Source organism: Shewanella sp. P1-14-1 (assembly GCF_001401775.1).
In the GTDB taxonomy this organism is placed as follows: domain Bacteria; phylum Pseudomonadota; class Gammaproteobacteria; order Enterobacterales; family Shewanellaceae; genus Shewanella; species Shewanella japonica.
This window is the reverse complement of the sequence record NZ_LKTL01000014.1, coordinates 22,458-45,517: the sequence shown is the minus strand read 5'-3', so window position 1 is coordinate 45,517 and position 23,060 is coordinate 22,458. Positions and strand designations below refer to the sequence as shown.

Below are 23,060 nucleotides of genomic sequence, written 5' to 3'. Positions count from 1 at the left end.
GTAGAAATTAATGAGTAGAAACTATTGAGTTGAAATGATGCCGACAATGATTGGGCCCCAAAGGGTGAGCAATACATTGGCAATGGCATAGGTCACGGTGAAAGCAAAAACCGGTGTTGCGTTACCTGCTTTTTCAAGTAAGGCTGCGAATGCTGGGTTTGCGCTTCTGCCACCAGATACACAAGCTAATGCTTCAATTGGGTTCTTAATTTTCAATACGTAGTAAGAAATAAAGAATGAAATGATTTGCGGAATAATGGTTACCGCCATACCCAAGAACAATAAAGTTAATCCATGCTCTTTAATGGTATTAATGGCTTCTGGCCCCGCTTGTAGGCCGACAATACCGACAAAGACTGCTAAACCAAAATCACGTAAGAAGTTAGACGCACCTAAAGGCAGAGAGCCTATTGCTGGTTTACGACTACGTAACCAACCCACGAATAAACCTGAGATTAAACAACCTGCACCAGAACCGATGGTGACCGGAATGCCAGCAATTTCGAAGCTGATTAGGCCAATTAACAGACCTGCAACCATACCTAGACCAAAGAAAATAAAGTCTGTAGCAAAGGCTGAACCCAAACGTTTACCGATAGATTTTTCAACACGGTTAATGTCTTTTGCGTTACCAGTTAGTTGGATGATGTCGTCTTTCGCTACGACGAAATCAGCACTGATAACTTGTGAATGACCACCACGGATAATATCGGTGATATACACACCACGGTATGTATCGATATTGGCTTGTGCTTTTATTTGCGCAATTGTTTTACCGACCAATTTGGCATCTTTAGCAATCAGTTGACGATTTTCTTCGATTAACACTGTGCCTGTCGGAATAGCGACTTCACTAGTGGCTGCACCCATATGACCCGCAATCGCTTCACGGCGACCCGTAACAATCACTATGTCACCGGCCTTGATTGAAACCGCTTTGTCGAGCTCTATGTCGCTGCCATCTCGAGCAATCATTTCGATAGCAATAGCAAGCATGTCTTTATTGATTTGCTGAATCGTTCTGCCAATAAATGGATTATTCTCATCAACTTTATAAGCACGTGAAACTAAATCAGTGATGGCGTTAAACTCACCAGGTGCCAGTTCAGGTTTACCCCCTGACATTGATTCAGCTAGTTTGATTGCTTCACCACGGATATCCCATTTCATAAAGGTAGGAATTAACCATGACACCATCAAAATTGGACCTAAAGAACCAAAAATGTAGGTAACGGCATAACCTACAGCCACATTGGTCTGCATCATTTGTTTGGCTTCTTCAGTGACATTACCTAACTGAGATATTGCATCACCAGCGGTACCAATGATGGCTGATTGAGTGAGACCACCTGCAGCAAGACCTGCGGCGGTGCCACTATCAAGATCAAACATCATTGCTGCAGCAAGTACACACAATAAGCCTGTTACAGTCATGACAACTGCTGATAGGAGGATATTAATGGTTCTAAAGTTGAGCGCACTGAAAAATTGTGGCCCGCCTTGATAACCGACGGCGTAGATAAATAACGCGAAAAAGATGGTTTTTACACCAGGATCTATTTGAACTCCGAATTGGCCAATTAGTACTCCCATGATCAAGGTTCCTGCCACACCACCTAGCACAAAGCGGCCGATAGTGATTTTACCAATGAGGTAACCTAGAGCGAGTGTTATAAATAAAGCGATATAAGGAGATATGGCAAATAGTTGTTCGATAATGCTCATAGTATTTGCTGCCTTAAAAATTAATAGTTCTTTAGTGAATGTTCACTGATTTAGTTGAAACTCAAACCAATTCACCGAAGAACTGAACTTGTAAGTGAGGGGCGTGGTTTCGGCAACAATGTTAGGGGGATAAATTAAACATGTTTAATCTTATATGAAGGGTCAAACCCTCTATAAATTATTGGTAAATTTGCTGAACAACTGGAAGTGATTTTTAAGCTAATGATTATAAGAGATAAAGTCTCTAACCTTGGTAAGGTCGCCGAAAATACATATTTAGAGTTTTTACTCAAATATATCCATTAAGAGATATAAAAAAAGCCAGATAAATATTGAAGATGACAAAAAAAGAGTGGATTTAGATAAAAAAAGACTGCAGCTTATCCGAAAATAAGCTGGTGCTAGAAATGGTGCTAGAAATGGTGCTGAAAAGCTTAACCTTGGTAATTGGCGAATACCTTAACGATATTCTTTTTAATCGGTGCCACTTGTTTTGAGGGGGGGGACCACATTGCAATCGGGACGTTCAAATGGTCTTGTATTTCATCGCATTCAAAGGTTACGAGGTTCTCTTTAAAAAGTTGAGAGTTGATGACTGAACTCGGTAACACTGCCCAGCCAATATTCTGTTGCACAAATTTTATTACCAATGCCATTTGATCAATGGCTTCATAATCGGCTGATAAAACCACTTTTTCTTTCATGTCGTCATCAATCATCGACTTGAGCACGAGCTGTCGTGATGATCTCATCACAGATAAGGCTTTATTCTTTGGGGTTGTTGCTAGTGGGTGTTCTTTACCAGCATAGAGAAGAAACTGTAAATTTTTTAAAAACGTAAAGTCGATGCTATTAACGATTTTACTGCTATAAACGTTGACTATCGCAACATGGATAGTCCCATTTTCAATGCCTTTCTTAATTTCCGGTTTGGTTCGAACAACAAAGTGGACTTTCATATTTGGAAATTCGATATCAAGACTTTTACGTATTCCAGCTAATATCCCTTGGGGTAAAAAACTGCAATACGCAATAGTGATAGATTCAAGCCCGCCATAAGATAAACTCAAGGCGACTTTATCAAAGGTCAGTGCTTGTTGTACCGTGGTTTTAGCGTATTGATAAAGTAACTCACCATCTTCAGTGGCTTCAACACTTCTACCAATTCGATGAAATAACTCTACTGCAACCTGATCTTCAAGGTTAGTGATAACTTGACCGACAGTGGTGCGATGTTTTTCAAGTTTGACAGCTGCTTTGCTAAAGGAGCGCTGCTCATATACTGCAACGAAAGCGCGTAACTGCTCTAAGCTAAAATTCATTGATTATTGGCTCCTTTATCAATTAAGTACACAAGTTGATGCTGTGCTATTTTTTACGAGATTAAACACAAAGTTAATTAAGTTTTTACTCATCGTTGTAGTGTAATCAAGCTTGAGACTAAATGATACTGTTTGGCTATCACTATGCCGTGAACGGACTATTCTTTATCGGTTTGTGAACTGGGTGAATGCGGTGTTAAGCAGCTTGTTTAAAGACTGGTTACATCAGGTTACGCATCCCTCACTAATAAGCAGCAGAAGGTCATCGTTTAGCTTGAAGGGTCAAGTCCTCCCAAAGCGATTACGGCAATGTCCCATACTCCCATAAAATAATGCCATTAATGAGTGAAATGACATTGTGTCCTCTGTTTTTGCTCTTTCGTATATAACCTTATTGGTGACTCAGATGCCTCATGAATTTGCTATTGGAGAAGTGTATTTTCCGCCCCTGCTCATTACTGTGATGTTGGCTTATTTTATAACCGTCGCGTTGGTGTTTATTGCAAACAAACTCGGTTGGCAAAGAGTGATCGTTATGCCTGCTTTAGTCGAGCTTTGTCTGGTGGCGATTATCACCGTGTTATTAAGCAGATTTATTGCATTTACCTAATTCATCAGATTTTTGGAGTTTGTTATGTTTCGTATAATTACTACGCTGGTGATGGTTGCGATTGCTGCCGTTGCAGTGTTAAGCCAATACCAAGATTACAGTGCTAATCCGTGGACTCGAGATGGTCAGGTAAGAGCTCATATTATTCAGATAACCCCGCGAGTGACGGGACCTGTGACTCAGGTATTAGTGGAAGATAATAGCCAAGTAAAGAAAGGGCAATTGCTGTTTGAGATTGATCCTAGCCTTTACCGTGCAGAGTTAAGCAATGCTAAAGCAAAACAGTTGCAGGCTATGGCTTTATTAGATAAAGCTAAAAATGAGAATCACCGAGCTATGGCGCTTGAAAGTCGTAAGCACGGAACAGTTTCAGAACTTGATTTAAATAACTTTCAAAATGCTGTGCAAACCGCACAGGCTAATTTGGCCGCTGCAGATGCTGTTGTAGAGCAAGCTGAACTCAATATGGCCTATACCCATGTCACAGCACCTACCGATGGCTTTATTACTAATCTGAATTTAAGACAGGGGGCCCAGGTTGTGGCAAATAATCCTGTTGTAGCCTTGATTGATCAAAATAGTTTTTGGATTGAAGGCTTCTTTAAAGAAACGGACTTACAAGGCGTCAATATTGGAGACAAGGCTCAAGTCACCTTAATGATGAATCCAAATAGCCCTATTAATGCTCAAGTAGAAAGTATTGGTTACGGTATCGCTAAATCAGATGGCAGCACGGGTAATACATTATTACCAAACGTGAACCCTAACTTTCAGTGGATCCGTCTCGCACAGCGCATTCCTGTCAAAGTGCATCTAGAGCAAGTGCCTGAGAGTGTGCAACTGCGAGTGGGGACAACGGCATCTGTACAAATATATACCGGTGTTTAATTTCAGGTTAACCGAACCGTTTATATCGATGAATTGAGCTGCATGAGTGGGTTGTGATACTCACTGAAATTGGGGATGAAAAAATGTTAAGTCGCGCAATGAAAGAAGCGATTAAGGTTTCGTTAGCCTTTACCAGCGCAATTGTACTGGCAATATTTTTTGGCTGGGACAAACCCTATTGGGCGGCCATCACAGTAGTGACCTTAGCGTCAAATGAGTCATTTAGCCACTCCATTAAAGCTGCGCATAACCGTATTTTAGGTACGTTTGTTGGTGCCAGTATGGCGATTGGTTTGGTTGCTTTTTTTGCTCAAGATCGATTCCTGTTTATTGGCAGTTTTATACTGCTGGCTGGCATATTTACTGCGATGTCTTATGACCGTAAGAATGGTTATTTTTTCAGAATCGCATTTATTGTCTGTGCACTAATAAGCTTTATGGGCAGCTTTGATGATGCAATATCAGTCAAGATTATCTTTTTAAGGCTACAAGAAACCATACTAGGGGTTGTTGTATTTTCATTGGTATATCAATTTTTATGGCCAATGAATTCAGAGGTAGAGTTTTACGAGCAGCACAAAAGTACATCAAAGGGTCTACATGATTTGGTGGTGGAGTTGACCGAATGTGTCAGTGGTAAAAGAGCCTACACCCAAGAAACATTAGCTGACTATCAAGCAAGATTATTGGCAATGTCGAATAATATTAAGTCTCACAGTTTAATTTTAGATTTACCTGCTGCAGGTAGCTATCAGCTGTCACAACAGCGTAAGCACTGGAGAAAACTGACTCTTGCTAGCTATGAAGCCATTGTTAAATTACAAGCTTGGTTAGACAAAGCGGCGCCATTAGTGAATAACACATCGCTTCCATCTGACTCTGAACATCAACAGGGGAGCACTCTACTTAGTGAACTTGCGAATGAAGCTGTGATTATTGAATTGAATGAACAGCTAATTGAAATCAGTGACACGGTTAGTTTAATTCAAGAGGCAAGGCGTGAGCTACACAAGTCAGCAGGCCAACTGAATCATTCTTTTGATGCAGTCGAAAAGATTAAAGTTACGAGTCATTGGCAACATGTTATTAAGCAATGGAATAATCCAACACCATTATCAATACGGCTTAAAGACTCGGCGATTGTGATGGTGTCGCTAATGGCCAGTTTTGCTTTATGGATATATTTGCCGCTGCCAAATGGCTATATGTTCCCCATGTTAGCGGCAGTATTAGCCATAAACCTTGTTGCGATGCCAAAGTTCATTGTTAATCAAGCCTTGGTAGGGATGTGTGTATCAGGCACGTTAGTGCTACTACAATATACGTTCATCATGCCTGCACTGACTGAAATCTGGCAGCTTGCAGCATTCTATTTTATAAATTTACTGATTATTTGGCGGGTATGTTCAACGCCTGAATTAGCGGTTCAAAAAGTGATTGGAGCGAATTTATTAGTTGTATTAACCATGAGTGCATTGTATCTCACCCCGAGCTTCGATATTACCGCCTCACTTAATATGTTCGTACAGGTATTTTTAGCCTTAGGCGTTATTCGCTTTTTTATTGCTTGGTGCAAAGAGGGATAAACAATTTGATGAGTCTAGTGACTTAATAATCGCTAGGCTTATTTCGTCATTGGGCTAGAAAAAGCCATATTTAGAAAAGCCATAAAAGCAGACTTTAAAATGTTAATTTCAATTAATTGCTTGCGTCTTTAAGCTTAATAAGATGTGATTGTTTATTGAGCTTAATTTTACTCTACTTAACAAAAAACTGTTTTACCTACGCTGCTTTTTTACACATTTTACCCTCGGTTAACATTAAAGATAATAACGCTTTAATTCTCAAATTACTCTTGTAGCATGCCAACAAATTATATTGTTCCTTCGTTTTTTTCATAGAGATGATGTGTGCTGAGTTGGGAATAACACCATGCTTATTGAGCATCAAACTGTTCGTTTACAAGTTGATAATGTACTAGTGCAGTATCATATTTTTGATACGAATGAACCCGTGATGGTGACTTTCCCACCTAACTGCCAAGCTTTAACATAAGAGCAAGTTGATGCCGATAAGCAGGCTTGGAGCTTTCAATTTTTTAGCAAGCGGAAAATGAATATTATCGCCTTTAATCATATTGGTGGGGACGATCATTATTTTGATTCTTTTATTTTCGCGCAATTTCTTCAAAAATTGTCAATCGCGCTGCAGCAATTCCCGAAAAGAATAGGCTATGGCGTGAGTAAAGGTGGCTTTGCTACCGCCTTTCATGCCGACAAGCTAAAGTTGGATAAAGCGTTACTGTTAATGCCGGTGAGTACCTATTGGCAGCCTGCAGCGCCTTGGGATCCAAAACTGGAGAAGCATTTTCAACTGCAAAAAGGCAATATGTCCTATCTTAATGCGAGTGAGTGCAAAACGCCTTTGACCATCATTTATGATCCTTTATACAAACCTGATGCTAATCATAAAGCCAGCTTTAAAAGCTGTATTGCCAGTTATCGATTACCTGGTGTTGGGCACCGAATAGCAAGAGCATTGGCTGATATAGGTTTATTAAAAGACATTATTCTAGCATTCAGGGAAGGTGATATTGATTCTGCACGCTTTTACCAAGCGGCGCGCAAGAGAAGGTATTTATCTTATTACTTTCGTTCTCTTGATAAAGTGCATGTCGGAACCGTTTCCAAAAAACGTTTAGCAATAATCTACTTACACAAGTTTTATCGATATAAAGAACAAAGTATTGATCTTGATAAAATCAAAGCTAGATTACAAGAAAGTGTGTGTAAACGCCTAGATTATGTATGTTGCCTTGTACACGGGAAAAAAATACTTGCCATAAGAAATGTTGCAGCGGGGTCGGCATTGGTTTTCTGTTAACGGGTGTAATTATGAAAGGATTAAGTTGAAAACGAACTAAGGTTCGTTTTTTTATGTCTGTCTTTTCTTGTACTTAAATTTATTTTCTTCCTCTTTCGCTGATTCTGATTCTGTTCCTTTATTGATTATTGAGATAGTTATTGCTCATCTGGCGTAAATTGATAACTATTGCAGTGATAAATAGGTGATTATTTGTTCATCAAATACGTCGCAAAAAGGAAATAAGATGCCTATTACTTACAAAAAGTCGCTGACTACACTTGCGGGAATATTGTCGACTTTTGCGTTTGCCACCGCGATTAACTTATCAACGGTAAATCACAGTATGGCCGCCCAATATGTATTTCCTCAGCAAAACCAAAGCACAGAACAGCAAGCGGCGGATGAAGCCAGCTGTGATACTTGGGCGACGATTCAAACAGGCTTTGAGCCAAATGCAGCCGCCTCGACGACACAAGCGGCTCAAGTAGTTGAACCAACAGCTGAGCGAGGGTCGGGTATGCGTGGTGCGATAGCTGGGGCAGCAACAGGGGCGATGATTGCTGAACTAGGAGACGATGACCGCAGCAATGCCGCACAAAACGGTGCTGCAATAGGCGCAGTGGCGGCAAGAAGACAAAGCCGCCGCGCATCAATCCAACAAGCCGAACAACAGCAAGCTGCTGAGCAGCAAGCACAAGCAGCTAGTACTGTTGGAGAAGATAACTTTTATCAAGCACGAGCGGCGTGTTTAGAAGGTAAAGGTTACAGTGTCAATTAACGGCATTAACTCGATTACGTATCAATGCCGTTTCGTTGAAGCTCATCTTCAAGTAATTGTTTGCCGTTGGTTTGCACATGATTTAAGAATTGATCCGCGATTAAGGTTTGTCTTTTTGATTTAGACCAAACAAAAAACCATTTTGCATTAATGGGTAAAGCGCTGACAGGAAGACGAACCAAGCCATGTTGTCCGCCGTATGTCAGGGTATGGGCAGACAATATAGAAATACCTAGCTTTGCCATCACACAATGTTTAATTGCTTCATTACTTTCAATGGTCATCTTTACATTGGGAGTCACATCATGCTCCTTAAAGAACCCTTCAATAGCATGACGCGTACCCGAACCTGTTTCTCGAATTAAAAAGGGGGCTTGGCATAATTGCGTTAAGCTAACGTGTGGCTGTTTTGCTAATGGATGATCTTGATGTGCAATGGCGACCAGTGGGTTTTGTAATAACTCAATACTGTTAAAGTCAGCATCGATTGGTGGGTGACTGAATACGTAAAAGTCATCAATACCTTGCTTTAAACGCTCAATGGTTTGTTCACGGTTACCCACATTTAATTGAATATCAATTTCAGGAAACTGCTCGCAAAAAGGGCCCAACAAATGCGGAATAAAATATTTGGATGTCGTGACAACGGCAATACGTAGCGTCCCCGTTTTACATTCACGTAAATTACCTAACGACATATCGAGTCTGGCAAAACTGTCTAATACTTCTACCGCTGTTTTGACCATTTCTAGGCCAACATCGGTAAAGACAAGCTTTCTATTTGATAAGCGGTAAATGGGTTCACCGACAGCATCAGCAAGCTTTTTCATTTGAATTGAGACGGTTGGCTGAGTCAGAAATAATGCTTTAGCGGCTTCGTTTATGCCACCTTTATCATGAACAGCTAACAGAATTTCTAATTGCCTGATGGTGCCAATGTGGGCATGTAATCTTGATTGCATGTTAACGACTCTTAGATGTGAACGATTACTTTTCGATTCAATTTGCTTTGTGAGCTTACTTTAAAATCTAATATAGATAATAGTCTATTTAACCTATAGGTAATATCAATTTTTATCTATTCGTGTCTGTTGTCATAATGCCGTCATAAATATCATTGAGCAGAGGTGGACATGATGGATAGGCAATGGGTGTTTTGTATGGTGGTGGCAGTGTTAATGATGTTGCTTGGTGCTTGGGTCGCAAAAACAGACGCTGCTGGTCTAGGGTTAATGGCTGCTGGATTTGGCTTGTTTCTATTGAGTTTTTTTACTGCATATTTAGACCGAGATAAGCTAAAAACACCTGATGTAGCTCAGTCCGTTATAAAGGATAAAAACGAATTATGTTAATTAACATTGGTTTTTTTCTGTTGGGTGTTTTTGCTGTTTTGTCAGGAACCAAAATCGCTTTCCCTAAAAGTTTCTATCAAGCCTTAATGCTGTTTTTAATGATTGCCATTGGGTTAAAAGGGGGCGTGGCATTGGCTGAGCATGCGTCATGGACATTATTTACTCAGTCTTTATACATATTAGCTTTTGGCTTGATACTACCGTTTATTGCCTTTGCTATTTTGTATTATATCGGTTTGTTTGAACGCCATGACGCCGCATCAATCGCTGCACATTATGGCTCGGTGAGTGTTGGCACATATGCTGTCGCCGTGGCGTATTTAGAAAGTCAGCAAATACGCTATGAAGCTTACATCCCGTTATTTGTCGTCCTACTTGAAATGCCTGCAATTGTGGTGGGTATTATGCTGGCAAAACCGAGTTTGTTTAGGCAGAAAAAATCAATAGTCCAAGAGGAAAATGATAAACACGCTAGTAAAGCCTTATTACATGAAATGTTTTTCAATCAAGGGATAGTATTGATGGTGGGCAGTTTAGTGATTGGGTTTGTGGCTGCCGATGAGATTAAATCAATTACACCAGTATTTTTTAGTTTATTTAATGGTGTGTTGGCATTGTTTTTACTGGAAATGGGCATGGTTGCAGCAAGTCGTTTAGAAGATATTAAGCGAGCTGGAAGCTTTATTTTAGCCTATAGCATGGTAATGCCGCTCATTGGCGGTGTGTTAGGTTGTGGTTTAGGAGTTTTGATGGGGCTTTCAAGTGGCGGGGCGATTTTAATTGCAGTCTTGGGGGCAAGCGCGTCATATATTGCCGTACCCGCGGCGATGCGAGTCGCATTGCCACAAGCAAATCATAGTTTATCCATTAGTGCCTCTTTGGGGATTACGTTTCCGTTTAATGTGATGATTGGGATCCCAGTGTATACCGTGATGACACTGTGGTTTGTCAATTAACGTCCCCACTACTGTGATGGCTGGGAAACTATTTAATGGGATGAAAGGTTATTGCTAGTTGAAGCGATATCTTCATTGCCTTTTACATAGAGGCGGTAAAACTCTGCTTTAGTGAGCGGTTTTGAAAACATAAACCCTTGTAGATAATCACATGACAGCTGTTTTAATAACTGTTGCTGAGCAGGTGTTTCAATGCCCTCGGCGACGACTTTAACACCTATGTTATGTGCCATTGTCGTGATTGCTCTGACTAGGGCTGCACTGCTCTCATTGGTGGTGATGTTGGTGATAAATGAACGATCAATTTTAATGATGTCGATATCGAGTTCTTGTAAATAGGCTAACGACGAATAACCTATGCCAAAATCGTCAATAGCGACTTTGATGCCGTTGTTATTGAGCAGTTTTAATTGCTGCTTTATTGATGAGTCCGGTGTCATTAAGGTATTTTCAGTGACTTCAATGAGAAACGAGCCATGGGGAAGCTTGGACTTGTTACAGTCTAAAATCCATTGGTCAATCCATGTGCCAGAACGATCTATTTCAATAGGGGATGTATTGACACTAATTTGAATGACGTTCCCACTGGTTTGATAAAACTCAATTGCATCGGCAATGACTTGCTTACGCACCCAATTGCCTATGTCGACAATTAAACCGTTCTCTTCAGCTAGAGGAATAAAATCATCGGGTTCTATTGTGCCGAGTTCAGGGTGCTGCCAGCGGATTAAGGCTTCGACTTTTTTGACTACAGAGCCATTAATATCAAGAATAGGCTGATACATTAATAGGAATTGCTCTTCTTTTACAGCTTGCCTTAACTCCTCAGTTAATCGTCTTTTACCAAGAGCTTGTTCTTCCATGGCGAATGAGAAAAACTCATAACGATTACGGCCTTTATTTTTTGATAAATACATGGCTTGATCGGCATGTTTGACCACATCTTCTATGGTTTCCCCATCGCTTGGATAGAAGGTTAATCCGATACTGCTGGTAATATAAACCTGCTCATCTTTAATGGTGATTGGCTGCACTAAGCTGTTTTTAATGACTTCTGCAATTTCGCTAGCGCGGCGCTGATCATTGATGCCTTCAACAATTAATGTGAATTCATCGCCACCTAGGCGAGCGACAGTGTCATGGACTCTTACACAGTTTTTCAAGCGCTTAGCGACTTGCTGTAATAGTAAGTCGCCATAGTCATGACCAAGGGTATCGTTAATCTCTTTAAAGCCATCAAGGTCAATAAAGATTAATGCGAAAATCATATTGTCAGTGTCAATTAAGGACTGAAGTTTCTCATAAAAATAACGTCGATTAGGTAGGTCTGTTAAGCCATCTTGATAAGCATATTGGTGTAACTTTTCATTGGCGCTTTCAAGTTCTTCAGTGCGACTTTTTACTTGGCTTTCTAGGCGTTTGTCCCGTTGTTCAATGGTTTCAAGCATGTCGTTAAAGTGCGAGCTTAATTTTCCGACCTCGTCATCGGATAGCTCCTTCGCTCGTAAGCTATAGTCGTTTGAGTCAGACACTCGCTCTGCAATGGTGGCTAGATGTAAAATAGGGCTTAAAAAGCGTCGACGTAAAATTAACGATATTGAAAAACTGATCCCGAGTGCGAATATCAATAAAATAATAATAAATTGACCGTAAAACTTCACTCGGGTGTTGATGTAGCTGTCATCGGCTAATATTTGAATTTGGCCATATTCTTGTCCATCTAAGGTCAGCGCATTACTAATTTGTGTCACATTTAGCGCAGTGCTGAGTATGCTATTGGAGTCATCGGTTTCTTGGCTGACAAAAGCAATGACGTTGCCTTGATTATCTGTCACTGTCACTGAAACAATGTCACCACGAAGCAAGATAGGGGTAATTAATTCATTGATGGCATCTTGATCATCAAATAATACCGCCGCAGTAATATTAGGAGACATCATCTTAGCTAATGTACTTAGCCCATCAATTTGTTCTCGTTTTGCGGTTGTTAATTCGTAAGCACTGAACACAAAAGTGACTGTGATAATGGAGGCGAAAGACACCCCCATTAAAATCATGAGTAATTTTTTGCTGATGGTGTTCATTGAGAATAATTTAGTCATCACATCACCTTTCCAGCACGCGACCAAGTCGCAATACTTTAGAACTCATAGTGATGCCGGATTGCTGTAATTGCTGCGGGGAGACTTCAAACCTAACTTTACCGCTAGCAATGAAAAAACGAATATGTCCGCCAGCCTCAATTAACCCCTTTGATTCGCCCACAACCATTGTGTTTTCAGCAATATAGTCTTGCTGTTTTTGCCAGCTTAACCAATCAGAAAGCGACGCAGATGAAATGAAAAGTAATTGGCATTGATTCACTTGTTCTAATTCAAATTGAATATGTCGAATAGTTATCGGGCGTTTATCGACTGAGCGTTGGTTTAATACTGACTTGGCGGTTTCTGTAAATGATGCATCTGGGCTACATATGACAAATTTATCAGGACTTAATGCGCTGTCATGCCATTCACCGTAACGGGCAAAATTATATAAAAAGCCCGCTTTAAGTGCGTATTCTTGCTCAGCAGCAACTGCACTTTGGCTAGTGAATAGCAAAAATGAGAATAGTAATACATGCAGAAGCTGAGTGATTTTATGCATTAATTCATTTAAAAATTAGCTGTGACTTTGAACAGCACACTTTCATCTATGTAGTTGGGGATTGTGTAGGTTTCTTGTCGGTTTGCATATTCAAGATGACTACCAGCAAATAAATTCTTCCCAGTGACTGAGACTCCCCAATGCTGACTTACTGCCCAATTCCAAGTTAAATCTAACAAGGTGTAGTTTTCCGTAAGGTATGCATCGCTATTTTCTACTCTGACAGTGGCAAAGATATTATGGCTGTCAAATAGGTGAACATCGGCTTTAGCAAAAATCTGTCGAGTCGTAGAGTCTCTGCCAATGGCCGGAAACGTATTTTCAGGAAGGTCGTACTCAAAGGTGTTATAGCTATAACCAAGTTCAGCGTTAAACATATCTGCAGGTACCCAAGATAAAACGATATCACCACCTTGGGTAGTTAGATCGGCAGTCGACACAATATCAAATTGAATTGTCGTTTGCGTTAAGGCTTGTAATGCTTGCTGTAGCTGGCCCGATTGAAATAGGGCAAGGGCCGGGTAAAACTGTTCAACATTAGGGTTGATATCTATAACGGCAACATCTTCAGTCTCGGTATGATACAGCGAGACATCAAGGTTCCATGATTGCTGTGATAATCGATAACCTAACTCGTAGGATAACGATGTTTCAGCTTCAACGTCATCGTTACCGTTTAAATAGGTTTTAATATGGTATTCATCAATCGCTTCTATGCCTGTAGAAAAAGGTAAAACCTCACTGACTTTTTGACCATTAATCGCGTAATTGTCATTAAATTCAATTAAAGATGGAATACGAACGCTTTGAGATACTGCGCTCCATAACACTTGGTTTTCCTGCGGTTTCCATAATAACCTTGCTAATGGTTGGTATTCCCAATCAGTTAAGTCATTGTGCTCGGCTCTTGTGCCGAGAACAAGGTCAAGCTCCTCTGGAATAAGAGCAAACTGAGCTTGTATAAAGCCACCATATTGCTGCAGGTTATCGAACTCTTTGTCGCTATGCAGGAATAAACTGTCTTCAAAAGAAATGGTACTGTAGCGGTAATTTAAACCCCAATCGAGTTGTAATGCTTGATAAATAAAGTTCATCTGATAGTCGACATCAAATGATTCGAACTCTTCTTGTAGGTAGGTTTGCGAGCCAGATTGATTAAGCCAGGATACTTGTAGCATTTGATTCGCTGAGTCCGACATTCTGTTTTCAAGTCGCGCCATGACCCGTGAGTCTGTTCGCTCTAGTTTGTCGGTAAAAGTGATGTTTCGGTTAGTGTCATCAATCACACCACGATAATTTTGCCCCAATTTTGATTCAGTTATATCGCCTTGCACGAAACCTGACCAATGGTCGCTGGTTGAAAAATCCATCCTCCCACCAAACGAGTACTGCTGAGTGACATCATTAGGCTCTAGTACCAAGCCTTTTTCAGATGCGTCACCATCTTTTACATGACCATAAACCCGATAGCTGCCTATATCACTGATGTCATTGCCATAACGGATATTTGCATCAATATTAACTTGGCTGCCACTGGCGGCATCAGCATATAAGCCTCGTGTATCTAAACTGTTTTTGGTAATGATATTAATCACACCATTGTTGGCGTTACTGCTCCAAAGCTGTCCACCTTGGCCACGAATGACTTCAATGCGTTCAATATCATAAAGCGGTACGTTTAGTGTTTCCCAGTACACCGCAGAAAACTGTGGCGTGTAAAGGCTTTGACCATCAATCATCACTAACATTTTACTGGAGAATCTTGATGCAACTCCGCGCGCTGATATTGCCCACTGATTGTTATCAAGTTGACGTACAACTAGGCCGGGTACCATTTTTAATGCTTCTGGAATAGAGGTTGCGCCAGAGTGGGTAATTCGTTCTTTACTGAGGACATAAATTGAGGTGGCAGTGTCAAATGCGGATTGAGATCGTTTCATTGCCGATGTCACTTGAATGTCCATCGCCATCAGTGACTCTAAATCTAAATCATCGAGGGAGCCTGCGGCATAAGTCATTGGTGACAAAATCACTAGAGGCATTAAAAAAGGTAAATGTGTTCTCAATATTTCATCTCCGACAGTCTATATATGCACGAATTACTTCATGGCGCATTGTGTGCGGCTGTTACATTTTACTTTATCATGTTGAGAAAATGTTAGTAATCTCGCCTGGTGAAATTATTTCCTTTTGCGATGTGGATCGGCTAAAACGTTGACCAAGCTGAACGTTTGAGTATTGTTGATGCAGACACCAATGTTGATGTTACCAATAAGTGTATATCAAACATCGTCTTTTTGCGTTTTCTTGAGGCGTGAATGTAATAAAAGCCAACAAATGATTTTTTGTTGGCTTTTAAGTCAGATACAACGTAGACCGCTGGACTCAATAAAATCAATAGTAAAACAATCAACCTAAGTCAGGTAGAGCAGACCGTTTGAATTGTTTAAATGAGTTTCCTCTTGCTTATATGCTAATGAGTCAGCTTTCAATCTGTTATTGATTAATAGGCATATCCATCATGCTTATTGCTCAAACTATAAAATGTCGCTTGAACATAATCATCTGCGTCACCAGTATTGTTTTGGTTATAAACACCCGCTTTGAAGTACATGTATTGATTGCCAGCATCGTAAGAGCTAGCACTCATATCGACTTCTTCAACAACATCAGCTTTACCTTCGCGCATAATTGTTACGGTTAAGATATTACCCACCACTTTGACTCGGTAACTGAACTTTTCATCAAGGCTGATACCATCAGCTGGGTTTGAAGCTGAGCTGCTACGAGAACCAATCATTTCGTAGTATTGCTCAGATCCAGTAATGGGTTCATGGGCAATGTAAATTGAGCCTTTGCTATTCGATGGCAACTTACGGTAATAAAGGCGAAGAGGTTCGTCATCGTTAGCATGGATCTGCCCAACAATCACACGTCCAACTTGGCTACTATCTCCGGTGGTGGTGACATGGTTGACGGCAAGCGTTGCTTCTAATGTACCGTCGACACCACCTGCTTCGCTTTGATCTGATGAAGGAGCGCTGCTGAACACCCAGTTATTGCCTCCGACACCTTGAGTGCTATAACTGGTATCTCCGCGGCGTAGCATTTCACGTAACTCAGTACGAGCATAACTGGTGTTGGTAGAGGTTTTTGGTGCATCAATAGGGCATCTGAACACCATGCCGCCATCTGCTGCGGTGTAAAAGTATGGGCTTCGAGTATATCCACTGGATAATTCAATTTCTTTAATGGTGTCTGACTTACCATCGTTGTTTTCATCAACAGGCACACCCAATGTCCAATCCACTAACTCGAAGTTACCTGAAGGTGGTAAGTCAGGGTCTAAACTTCCTACAGGGTTGCTGGGTTCTGTAGGCTCAGTTGGCGCACTGCCATCAGAACAACCATTGATTTTGGTTTCAACAATGCTGTTCCATGTATTTGAAGAGTTGCCGTAGCCTATGATTTGGACATACTGCGCGCTTGTATCAGTAACATCATATTCTTCAAGGCCAGAATTACTTCCGCTAGACTCCCCTGAAGCTAAGACGGAAATCCAGTTATTGCCATCTGATGATGTTTCAATATCAAAGTAAGATGAGCGTTCATTACCTTTAAACCATGCTACAGAGACAGATTTAACTTCTGATTGGACACCTAAATCATAAATAATGGTTTTGCCCTCACCATTGGATGACCAGCGTGATTCGGTGTCAAAATTATTGTCGATGGTATTCGCAGGTCCATGGCCATCGTTGCTACCATTATCGGTTGCTGAGGCAATGGTTAACGCACTGCTACCTGTGCAGGTGACTGGTGTGATTGGCTCTGTGGGTTCTGTAGGCTCTGTGCTGTTTGATGTTTTTTCTAATCCAAATGAGTCAAAGCGACCTTCACTACCAAAATACTCTCCATAAATAGTGATAGTATTTGCTGAGCCACTATTAAATGACACACTGACTTGTTGCCATTCACTTGTGCTTACCGTAGTTGATTCACTGACACCGCTGCCTGAAACCCCTAGCTTTCCGCCACCAGACACGTACGCTGTAAGGGTATAGTTACTATTAGCATCGACAGTGACGTTTTGTTCAACCCTGCCGTTATTTCCAGACATTTTTGCTGATTTACTGCCTTGATAAGCCACACCAGAGACGGATGAAGGATCGATATCGGTCCAGCCATCAAAGCTATTTTCAAAGCTAGGGTTGTTAATGTTGATGGTTTCAGTGTGAACAAAACCGCAGCTGAAAGTGCTAATAAGTGCTGTCGCCAGGGTAATGGCAAGTTTATGCTTTTTATGATGTTTTATCATTTTTGTACCTTAGGTCGTTTCCCCATTTGAGTTAACAACTTATTCAGTAAAATCTCTTACTTTATCTCAGCAGTTAGATCAGATCATTGTATGAAAGCGAATACAACTGAATAAGTTGTTGCTACCTAATACATAAAATGACCTCAGTAATGTAATACACTATTTGAAGCATTAGGTATTACTGGTTATATGATCTTGTTACCAATTTGTAAAACTTATTTATATCTAAATAACGCAAATTGGTTATAATTCAAAGTGGATTGAATAGGTTTTATATTGTTTTTACGTGCTAGGTTTCTGATTTTTAAGGGGGTGTATATTTTTTATAGCCTTGTTATTTACATAGCTGGTTCTTATATCATTTTAGAATAACTATATAAGTGATTGCTTATTTTGCTTTGGAAGTTAAATTGGTAAGGTAGGTTTGTGCTTTTGAACGGTTCTTTAACTGTTAATCAGGAAAGTTTCTGCATATTCACAATCTGGTAAGGTTTAGAGTGACAATGTTGAGCTTGATAGTGCGGAAGAAAGCGTTAAGCGAAAATCGCTCGACTTTGATTAAGCGTCAAATCGCTCGACTTTGATTAAGCGTCAAATCGCTCGACTTTGATTAAGCGTCAAATCGCTAGTGTATCCAGTTTGCTGTTATCACTGATGAGATAATCGTTTAGCGGGTGAGTTAGTTCATTTTGAAATAATACGGCGCTGGATTAATCATTTTTTATTAGAGCTTGATCTAATTTTTGGACATTAGTTGTACGTATTTTCGCCCTAACCGAGTGTGACAGAATTAACTGTTTTGAAAGAAAATTTAATTAACATTTTTGGCACTTGCAATCGTGCTAGACGAGGCGGGTATGGCACTTTTGCTAGTAAAAGCCTTGTGGCTAGTGCATGTGCCTAGCATTGGCTAGTTTGGTAATATATTTAAGGTTTGATGAATTTACAATTGACTAACATTCGCCTTCGGATAAGGCATATAGCCTGACAACCCCTACTTTAGTATAAGGTCTAGCTACTTGACCAATGGCACGTAGTGCATGACACTCAAAGCTATTCTAATACCCTACACAGTTACGGATGGCTCAATAAAATGCTAATTTTCCTCCTTTGTATTGCGTTATTGATCCTCGCTTACAAGTTTTACAGCCCTTTTGTAGAACGCCAAGCAGGCATTAATCCCAACGCAAAAACCCCACAACAACGTTTTGAAGATGGTGTCGACTATGTTGAAGTTCACCCTGTTAAAGCGTACTTAATTCAATTCTTGAACGTTGCAGGTGTTGGTCCAATTTTTGGTCCCATCTTAGGTGCCTTATATGGCCCAATCGCACTTGTTTGGATTGTACTGGGTAATATCATTGGTGGGGCGGTTCATGACTACTTCTCTGGTGTATTAAGTATCAAAGAAGATGGTAAGAGTTTACCTGAAATTGCTGGACATTATTTTAATGTCTACTTTAAAGGTGTCATGCTGATATTCACGGCAATGTTATTGTTCTTCGTGGGTGTCGTATTTATTATGAGCCCAGCAGGATTATTAAGTAACCTTGATTACTTTGAAGGCACTATTTTAGCCAATAACGTCTTTTGGGTATTAGTGATTTTAGGTTACTACTTCTTAGCGACCTTACTGCCTATCGATAAAATCATTACTAAACTTTACCCGTTATTTGGTTTATTAATGATTGTGATGACGACATCTATTGCGGTGGCGTTATTAATTAGTGCTCCTCAGTTACCAGAAATGGGCGATATTTTCGCTTACTTTGACCATAGCCATTACAACAATGATTTATTAGAGCCAAACCCAGATGGACTACCTGTATGGCCATTGCTGTTTGTGACCATTACTTGTGGTGCAATTAGTGGTTTCCACTCGACTCAAGCCCCTATCATGGCGCGTTGTTTAACCAACGAAAAATACGTGCGCCCAGTTTACTACGGTGCAATGATGTCAGAAGGTATTGTTGCTTGTGTATGGGCAACTGCTGGTATTGCGGCTTTCCCTGGTGGTTATGCAGAGCTTAAGAGTATTCTGGATGCTGGTGGTCCTGGACTTGTTGTTAATCAAGTTGCAACCAGCTACTTAGGTGTTGCGGGTGGTATTATGGCAATTATTGCTGTTGCTATTTTCCCTATCACGTCTGGTGATACAGCATTCCGTTCATTACGATTAACCATTATTGATGCATTTAAAATCCCGCAAAGTATACGTAACCGTTTACTTGTGGCATTGCCAATTTTAGTGATTGCTTACTTCATGACTAAGATTGACTTCTCGCTGATTTGGCGTTACTTCGCCTTCTCAAATATGCTGCTTTCTACCAGTGTTTTATGGTTGGCGACTAAGTACTTATTTGACCGTGGAACTTTCCACTGGATTGTGAGCTTGCCTGCGATTGTCGGTACTTGTGTCACCGTATCTTATATTATGACTGCGGGTATTGGTTTTGGTTTACCACAATCATTAAGTCAACCTGTCGGGATTGCCACCGGTATCGTTTGTTTAATTGGGTTAATCATTGCCCATAATAAGCGTAAACCTGTGACTGAATAACCTCGGTAAGAAAAACAAAAAGGACTGCAATTGCAGTCCTTTTTTGTATTTGTTCGCACTAGAAGTCATTTTACGTTTTATTGCTGATGAGCGCTTTGAGACGTTCGCTCATATCAGAAAATATGCTAAATAATCTGACGAATCCGTAATAAAGGTATCTAAGCTGAAAGTCCCCCAAATAATACAAAAACACGTCATCAGCTTGTTTTCGAGTAATCGGAATCTCATGCCGGTACTGGCACAAAACGTCATGAACCATCGAAGCGTAATAGGTGATAGGTTTACCTGTATTAACCAGTTTTCGACCATCTGGTACACCCAGTAAGCATAAATCAAAACAATTCACTTTTGGTGTGCAACCATCCCAAGCATAACCCTTTTCACGGCTTCCCTTTACAGTGATATCGCCAGCGGTATTGATCTCTAAAAACGTGTCTTTTTGGCTGAATGCTTGCTTAATTGTGGTTGCGTGGAATACCACATCTTCATGGACCACAAATTTATAGATGCCTTTTCTTTTTTTAGCGGGGCTGGCTGTAAAACTCATGGTTCCTCTCCTCCTTGAAGATGGATTTATGGTGTATCGTTGTTGTGCTAGTGATTAATCTAGCAGACTTGGTCAGTAAAAAAATCAGTAGAGAGGTTGTTTTAAAGCGCTAGTGAAGTGTTAAAGCAAGTTACCACAGCCTCAAGTAAGGCTGTGGGACGATAAAGTGAGTTTAGGTTGTTGTGCAGGAATTACTAAATAAAGTGGCTTAGGCCGCTTCTGTAGGTGATTTAGGAGTACAAACTCCAGTTCCTGTGAGCGCAATATGATTTAAATTATTGCGAATAACCTTGGAGCCGACATTGTAAGATGATTCTGGTCGGCTAATTAAAAATCCTTGCACGCAATGAATGCCTAGATTTTTAACTAGTTCAAATTGCGATGCGACCTCGACACCTTCTGCAACTATTTTTAAATCTAATTGCTTGCCTAAGTCACTAATGGAATTAAGGATCTTTTCATATTTTGGGTTGATAGTCGCTTGATCGATAAATAGTTTATCAATCTTAATAATATCTACGGGGAGATTACCTAACGCAGATAATGAGCTAAAGCCGGTACCGAAGTCATCAATGGCTATCTGCACGCCTTGTTGGCGAAGGCGTTCTAAATCATCAATGATTTTTTCTGAAGCATGAATCAAACAAGACTCAGTGATTTCCAATAGAAGAGCGGTTGGAGGTAAGCCTGTTTTCGCTAACGTGTCCATCACCCATTCATAAACGGGTAAATGTTTTAATTGAATCCCAGAAATGTTGACAGACATTTTGACTTTATTCATGCCTGCATTATGCCACGCGGACATTTGGCGGCAGGCTTCAAACAAGATCCAATTACCTAACTCAATAATGAGGTTAGAGTCTTCAGCGATAGGAATGAATTCGGCAGGTGAGATCGGGCCTTCAACAGGATGATTCCAACGAGCTAGTGACTCGAAGTAATCAATGCTGAAATCATCCACATTCACAATCGGTTGGAACGACAAAGTAAAACTTTGACTGGCAATAGCAAGGCGCAGCTCTTCAATCAAGTAATGGTAACGTCTAATTTTATTACCCATTTCTGGCGAGTAAACTCTAAAAATACCTCGGCCATCCGTTTTAGCACGGTACATGGCAACATCAGCCATTTGTAATAGGGTGTTAGGGCTAGAAGCACTATCAGGGTATGTAGCAATACCGATACTGGCGCCAATTTTAATCACCTTATTACCGAGTACAAAGTCACGTTCAATCTCATGTAATACATTTTGGGCAACATCAATGGCACGATTTTCATCTTCAAAGTCTTCGATAAAAATGGAAAACTCATCACCGCCAAGTCGTGATAAATTGAGCTCGAGTTTTACGGTTTCACTGATTTGACTTAAGCCTTGATTGCGAACAACCGTGGCTAAACGCTGAGCGACCTGAATTAAGATTTCATCACCAAAGCTGTGACCAAAAGAGTCATTAACCTGTTTAAAACCATCAAGATCGATAAATAGTAGGGCTTGTTTCTTCTGCTTTTTTTCTGCCAGTGCTAATTGCTTCTCAAGGTGTTCTAGATAGGCGTGACGGTCTATTAGCCCTGTTAATTTATCTTGGTATATTCCTAATAAATTCTGAGTGGTTTGCTGCTTAACGTGCTTGTTTAATTCATTAAGAGCCACACTGATATGCGAGAGGGTATTTTGTCCGTCATTTTCAGGCGGAGCGATATTGTAACTTTTGAGTAATTTATTGGTTTCGTTGTTAATAAAACTCAATGATGCACTGTTTTTACGATCGGAACGTGATTTTATATAAAAGGGAATCAAATAAGCTAAAAAAGCCAATAACAATAATGGAATATTGCTGAACATCATCATCTCACTCAGTACATCTTTAATTTTGACGACTTCTAGTACATCTGATTTTTTAGATAATACGGCGTAGTAATACTGGCCTGATTGAACCAAATTGTTATCAATAAATAATAACTTTTGCCAATGAGTGGGTAGGTTACTGGCTTCACTCAATGGGATTTGAGTAATTTTATGATGGAAAATATTGCTATGAATACCTTGCAATCCATGATTAAAACTTAGCACCAATAATACGTACAGCATGCAAATAAAGCTGACGATGGTAAAGGTAAACTTAGATAATTTAGTCATAAACAAACTTCATATTCTTGATGGATTGCATTGCCATGTAAGTGACATGTTGCACAAGGTTAATTGCGTTATTATATAGTTTAAGCATTGTGAGTACAATTGTTTGTGACATGTTAAGTGGTTAAAAGTCCAATAAAATTAGTTGTTTAGTTTGTTTTGCTTGTGAGTGGGCTTTAGCAGGGGAGCTAATTGTAAAAACGTGCTGAGCGGTGTTTAGCATGCAATATTTGCAAGCTTGTTTCGGGGTAAAGAAACGTTAAGTTTTTATCGACTGCGTAAAAATTACCTTGAGAAAGAATTGATAAAAATCGATTCTGATAATTGGTTTTTAACGCTTAGTATTGGTTTTTATTATA

General features: G+C 40.2%; 18 protein-coding genes. 9 read left to right on the top strand and 9 right to left on the bottom strand.

Annotated features, from left to right (window positions below):
- Nucleotides 1-21: 21 nt before the first annotated feature.
- Nucleotides 22-1,725, bottom strand: coding sequence for an aspartate-alanine antiporter (gene aspT, locus AN944_RS11580; RefSeq protein WP_055024779.1), 1,704 nt, complete (start codon nt 1,723-1,725; stop codon nt 22-24).
- Between the two features lie 434 nt (nt 1,726-2,159).
- Complete coding sequence (locus tag AN944_RS11575; protein WP_055024778.1) at nt 2,160-3,047, bottom strand: LysR family transcriptional regulator; 888 nt, start codon at nt 3,045-3,047, stop codon at nt 2,160-2,162.
- Between the two features lie 406 nt (nt 3,048-3,453).
- Between AN944_RS11575 and AN944_RS11570 the strand changes: the two genes are divergently transcribed.
- From AN944_RS11570 to AN944_RS11550, 6 genes are all read left to right on the top strand, one after another.
- Nucleotides 3,454-3,657, top strand: a complete 204-nt coding sequence (locus AN944_RS11570; RefSeq protein WP_055024777.1) for a DUF1656 domain-containing protein — start codon at nt 3,454-3,456, stop codon at nt 3,655-3,657.
- 24 nt (nt 3,658-3,681) lie between these two features.
- Nucleotides 3,682-4,545 carry an HlyD family secretion protein gene (locus AN944_RS11565; RefSeq protein WP_055024776.1) on the top strand — a complete coding sequence of 288 codons (864 nt, stop codon included), beginning with the start codon at nt 3,682-3,684 and terminating at the stop codon, nt 4,543-4,545.
- An 83-nt stretch (nt 4,546-4,628) separates the two neighbouring features.
- Entirely contained in the window at nt 4,629-6,131 is a 1,503-nt protein-coding gene (locus AN944_RS11560; RefSeq protein WP_055024775.1) for an FUSC family protein, read from the top strand.
- 346 nt (nt 6,132-6,477) lie between these two features.
- Complete coding sequence (locus tag AN944_RS21975) at nt 6,478-6,600, top strand: hypothetical protein (protein ID WP_268788273.1); 123 nt, start codon at nt 6,478-6,480, stop codon at nt 6,598-6,600.
- A 57-nt stretch (nt 6,601-6,657) separates the two neighbouring features.
- The gene (locus tag AN944_RS11555) at nt 6,658-7,428 is read left to right on the top strand and encodes a hypothetical protein (RefSeq protein ID WP_055024774.1); all 771 of its coding nucleotides are present in this window, start codon (nt 6,658-6,660) and stop codon (nt 7,426-7,428) included.
- A gap of 226 nt (nt 7,429-7,654) precedes the next feature.
- Nucleotides 7,655-8,188 (top strand): hypothetical protein, encoded by a 534-nt coding sequence (locus AN944_RS11550; RefSeq protein WP_055024773.1) that lies wholly within the window; start codon nt 7,655-7,657, stop codon nt 8,186-8,188.
- A 14-nt stretch (nt 8,189-8,202) separates the two neighbouring features.
- Here the strand turns inward: AN944_RS11550 and AN944_RS11545 are convergent, their stop codons facing one another.
- Nucleotides 8,203-9,150 carry a LysR family transcriptional regulator gene (locus AN944_RS11545; RefSeq protein ID WP_055024772.1) on the bottom strand — a complete coding sequence of 316 codons (948 nt, stop codon included), beginning with the start codon at nt 9,148-9,150 and terminating at the stop codon, nt 8,203-8,205.
- A 174-nt stretch (nt 9,151-9,324) separates the two neighbouring features.
- On the opposite strand from AN944_RS11545, the gene AN944_RS11540 reads away from it, so the two are divergent.
- Nucleotides 9,325-9,540 carry a hypothetical protein gene (locus tag AN944_RS11540; protein ID WP_055024771.1) on the top strand — a complete coding sequence of 72 codons (216 nt, stop codon included), beginning with the start codon at nt 9,325-9,327 and terminating at the stop codon, nt 9,538-9,540.
- Nucleotides 9,534-10,496, top strand: coding sequence for a sodium-dependent bicarbonate transport family permease (locus AN944_RS11535; RefSeq protein ID WP_055024770.1), 963 nt, complete (start codon nt 9,534-9,536; stop codon nt 10,494-10,496). The genes AN944_RS11540 and AN944_RS11535 overlap by 7 nt, the downstream gene beginning before the upstream one ends.
- A 32-nt stretch (nt 10,497-10,528) precedes the next feature.
- Here the strand turns inward: AN944_RS11535 and AN944_RS11530 are convergent, their stop codons facing one another.
- From AN944_RS11530 to AN944_RS11515, 4 genes are all read right to left on the bottom strand, one after another.
- The gene (locus tag AN944_RS11530; RefSeq protein WP_055024769.1) at nt 10,529-12,598 is read right to left on the bottom strand and encodes a bifunctional diguanylate cyclase/phosphodiesterase; all 2,070 of its coding nucleotides are present in this window, start codon (nt 12,596-12,598) and stop codon (nt 10,529-10,531) included.
- Nucleotides 12,599-12,602: 4 nt separating this feature from the next.
- Entirely contained in the window at nt 12,603-13,142 is a 540-nt protein-coding gene (locus tag AN944_RS11525) for a YfiR family protein (RefSeq protein WP_055024768.1), read from the bottom strand.
- 8 nt (nt 13,143-13,150) lie between these two features.
- Entirely contained in the window at nt 13,151-15,184 is a 2,034-nt protein-coding gene (locus AN944_RS11520) for a TonB-dependent siderophore receptor (RefSeq protein ID WP_055024767.1), read from the bottom strand.
- Nucleotides 15,185-15,645: 461 nt separating this feature from the next.
- Nucleotides 15,646-17,460, bottom strand: coding sequence for a polysaccharide lyase family 7 protein (locus tag AN944_RS11515; protein WP_055024766.1), 1,815 nt, complete (start codon nt 17,458-17,460; stop codon nt 15,646-15,648).
- A 1,093-nt stretch (nt 17,461-18,553) separates the two neighbouring features.
- On the opposite strand from AN944_RS11515, the gene AN944_RS11510 reads away from it, so the two are divergent.
- Nucleotides 18,554-20,020, top strand: coding sequence for a carbon starvation protein A (locus AN944_RS11510; RefSeq protein WP_055024765.1), 1,467 nt, complete (start codon nt 18,554-18,556; stop codon nt 20,018-20,020).
- Between the two features lie 70 nt (nt 20,021-20,090).
- Here the strand turns inward: AN944_RS11510 and AN944_RS11505 are convergent, their stop codons facing one another.
- Both AN944_RS11505 and AN944_RS11500 read right to left on the bottom strand, forming a co-directional pair.
- Nucleotides 20,091-20,567 carry a hypothetical protein gene (locus AN944_RS11505; RefSeq protein WP_055024764.1) on the bottom strand — a complete coding sequence of 159 codons (477 nt, stop codon included), beginning with the start codon at nt 20,565-20,567 and terminating at the stop codon, nt 20,091-20,093.
- Nucleotides 20,568-20,775: 208 nt separating this feature from the next.
- Nucleotides 20,776-22,704, bottom strand: a complete 1,929-nt coding sequence (locus AN944_RS11500; RefSeq protein WP_055024763.1) for a bifunctional diguanylate cyclase/phosphodiesterase — start codon at nt 22,702-22,704, stop codon at nt 20,776-20,778.
- Nucleotides 22,705-23,060 lie beyond the last annotated feature (356 nt).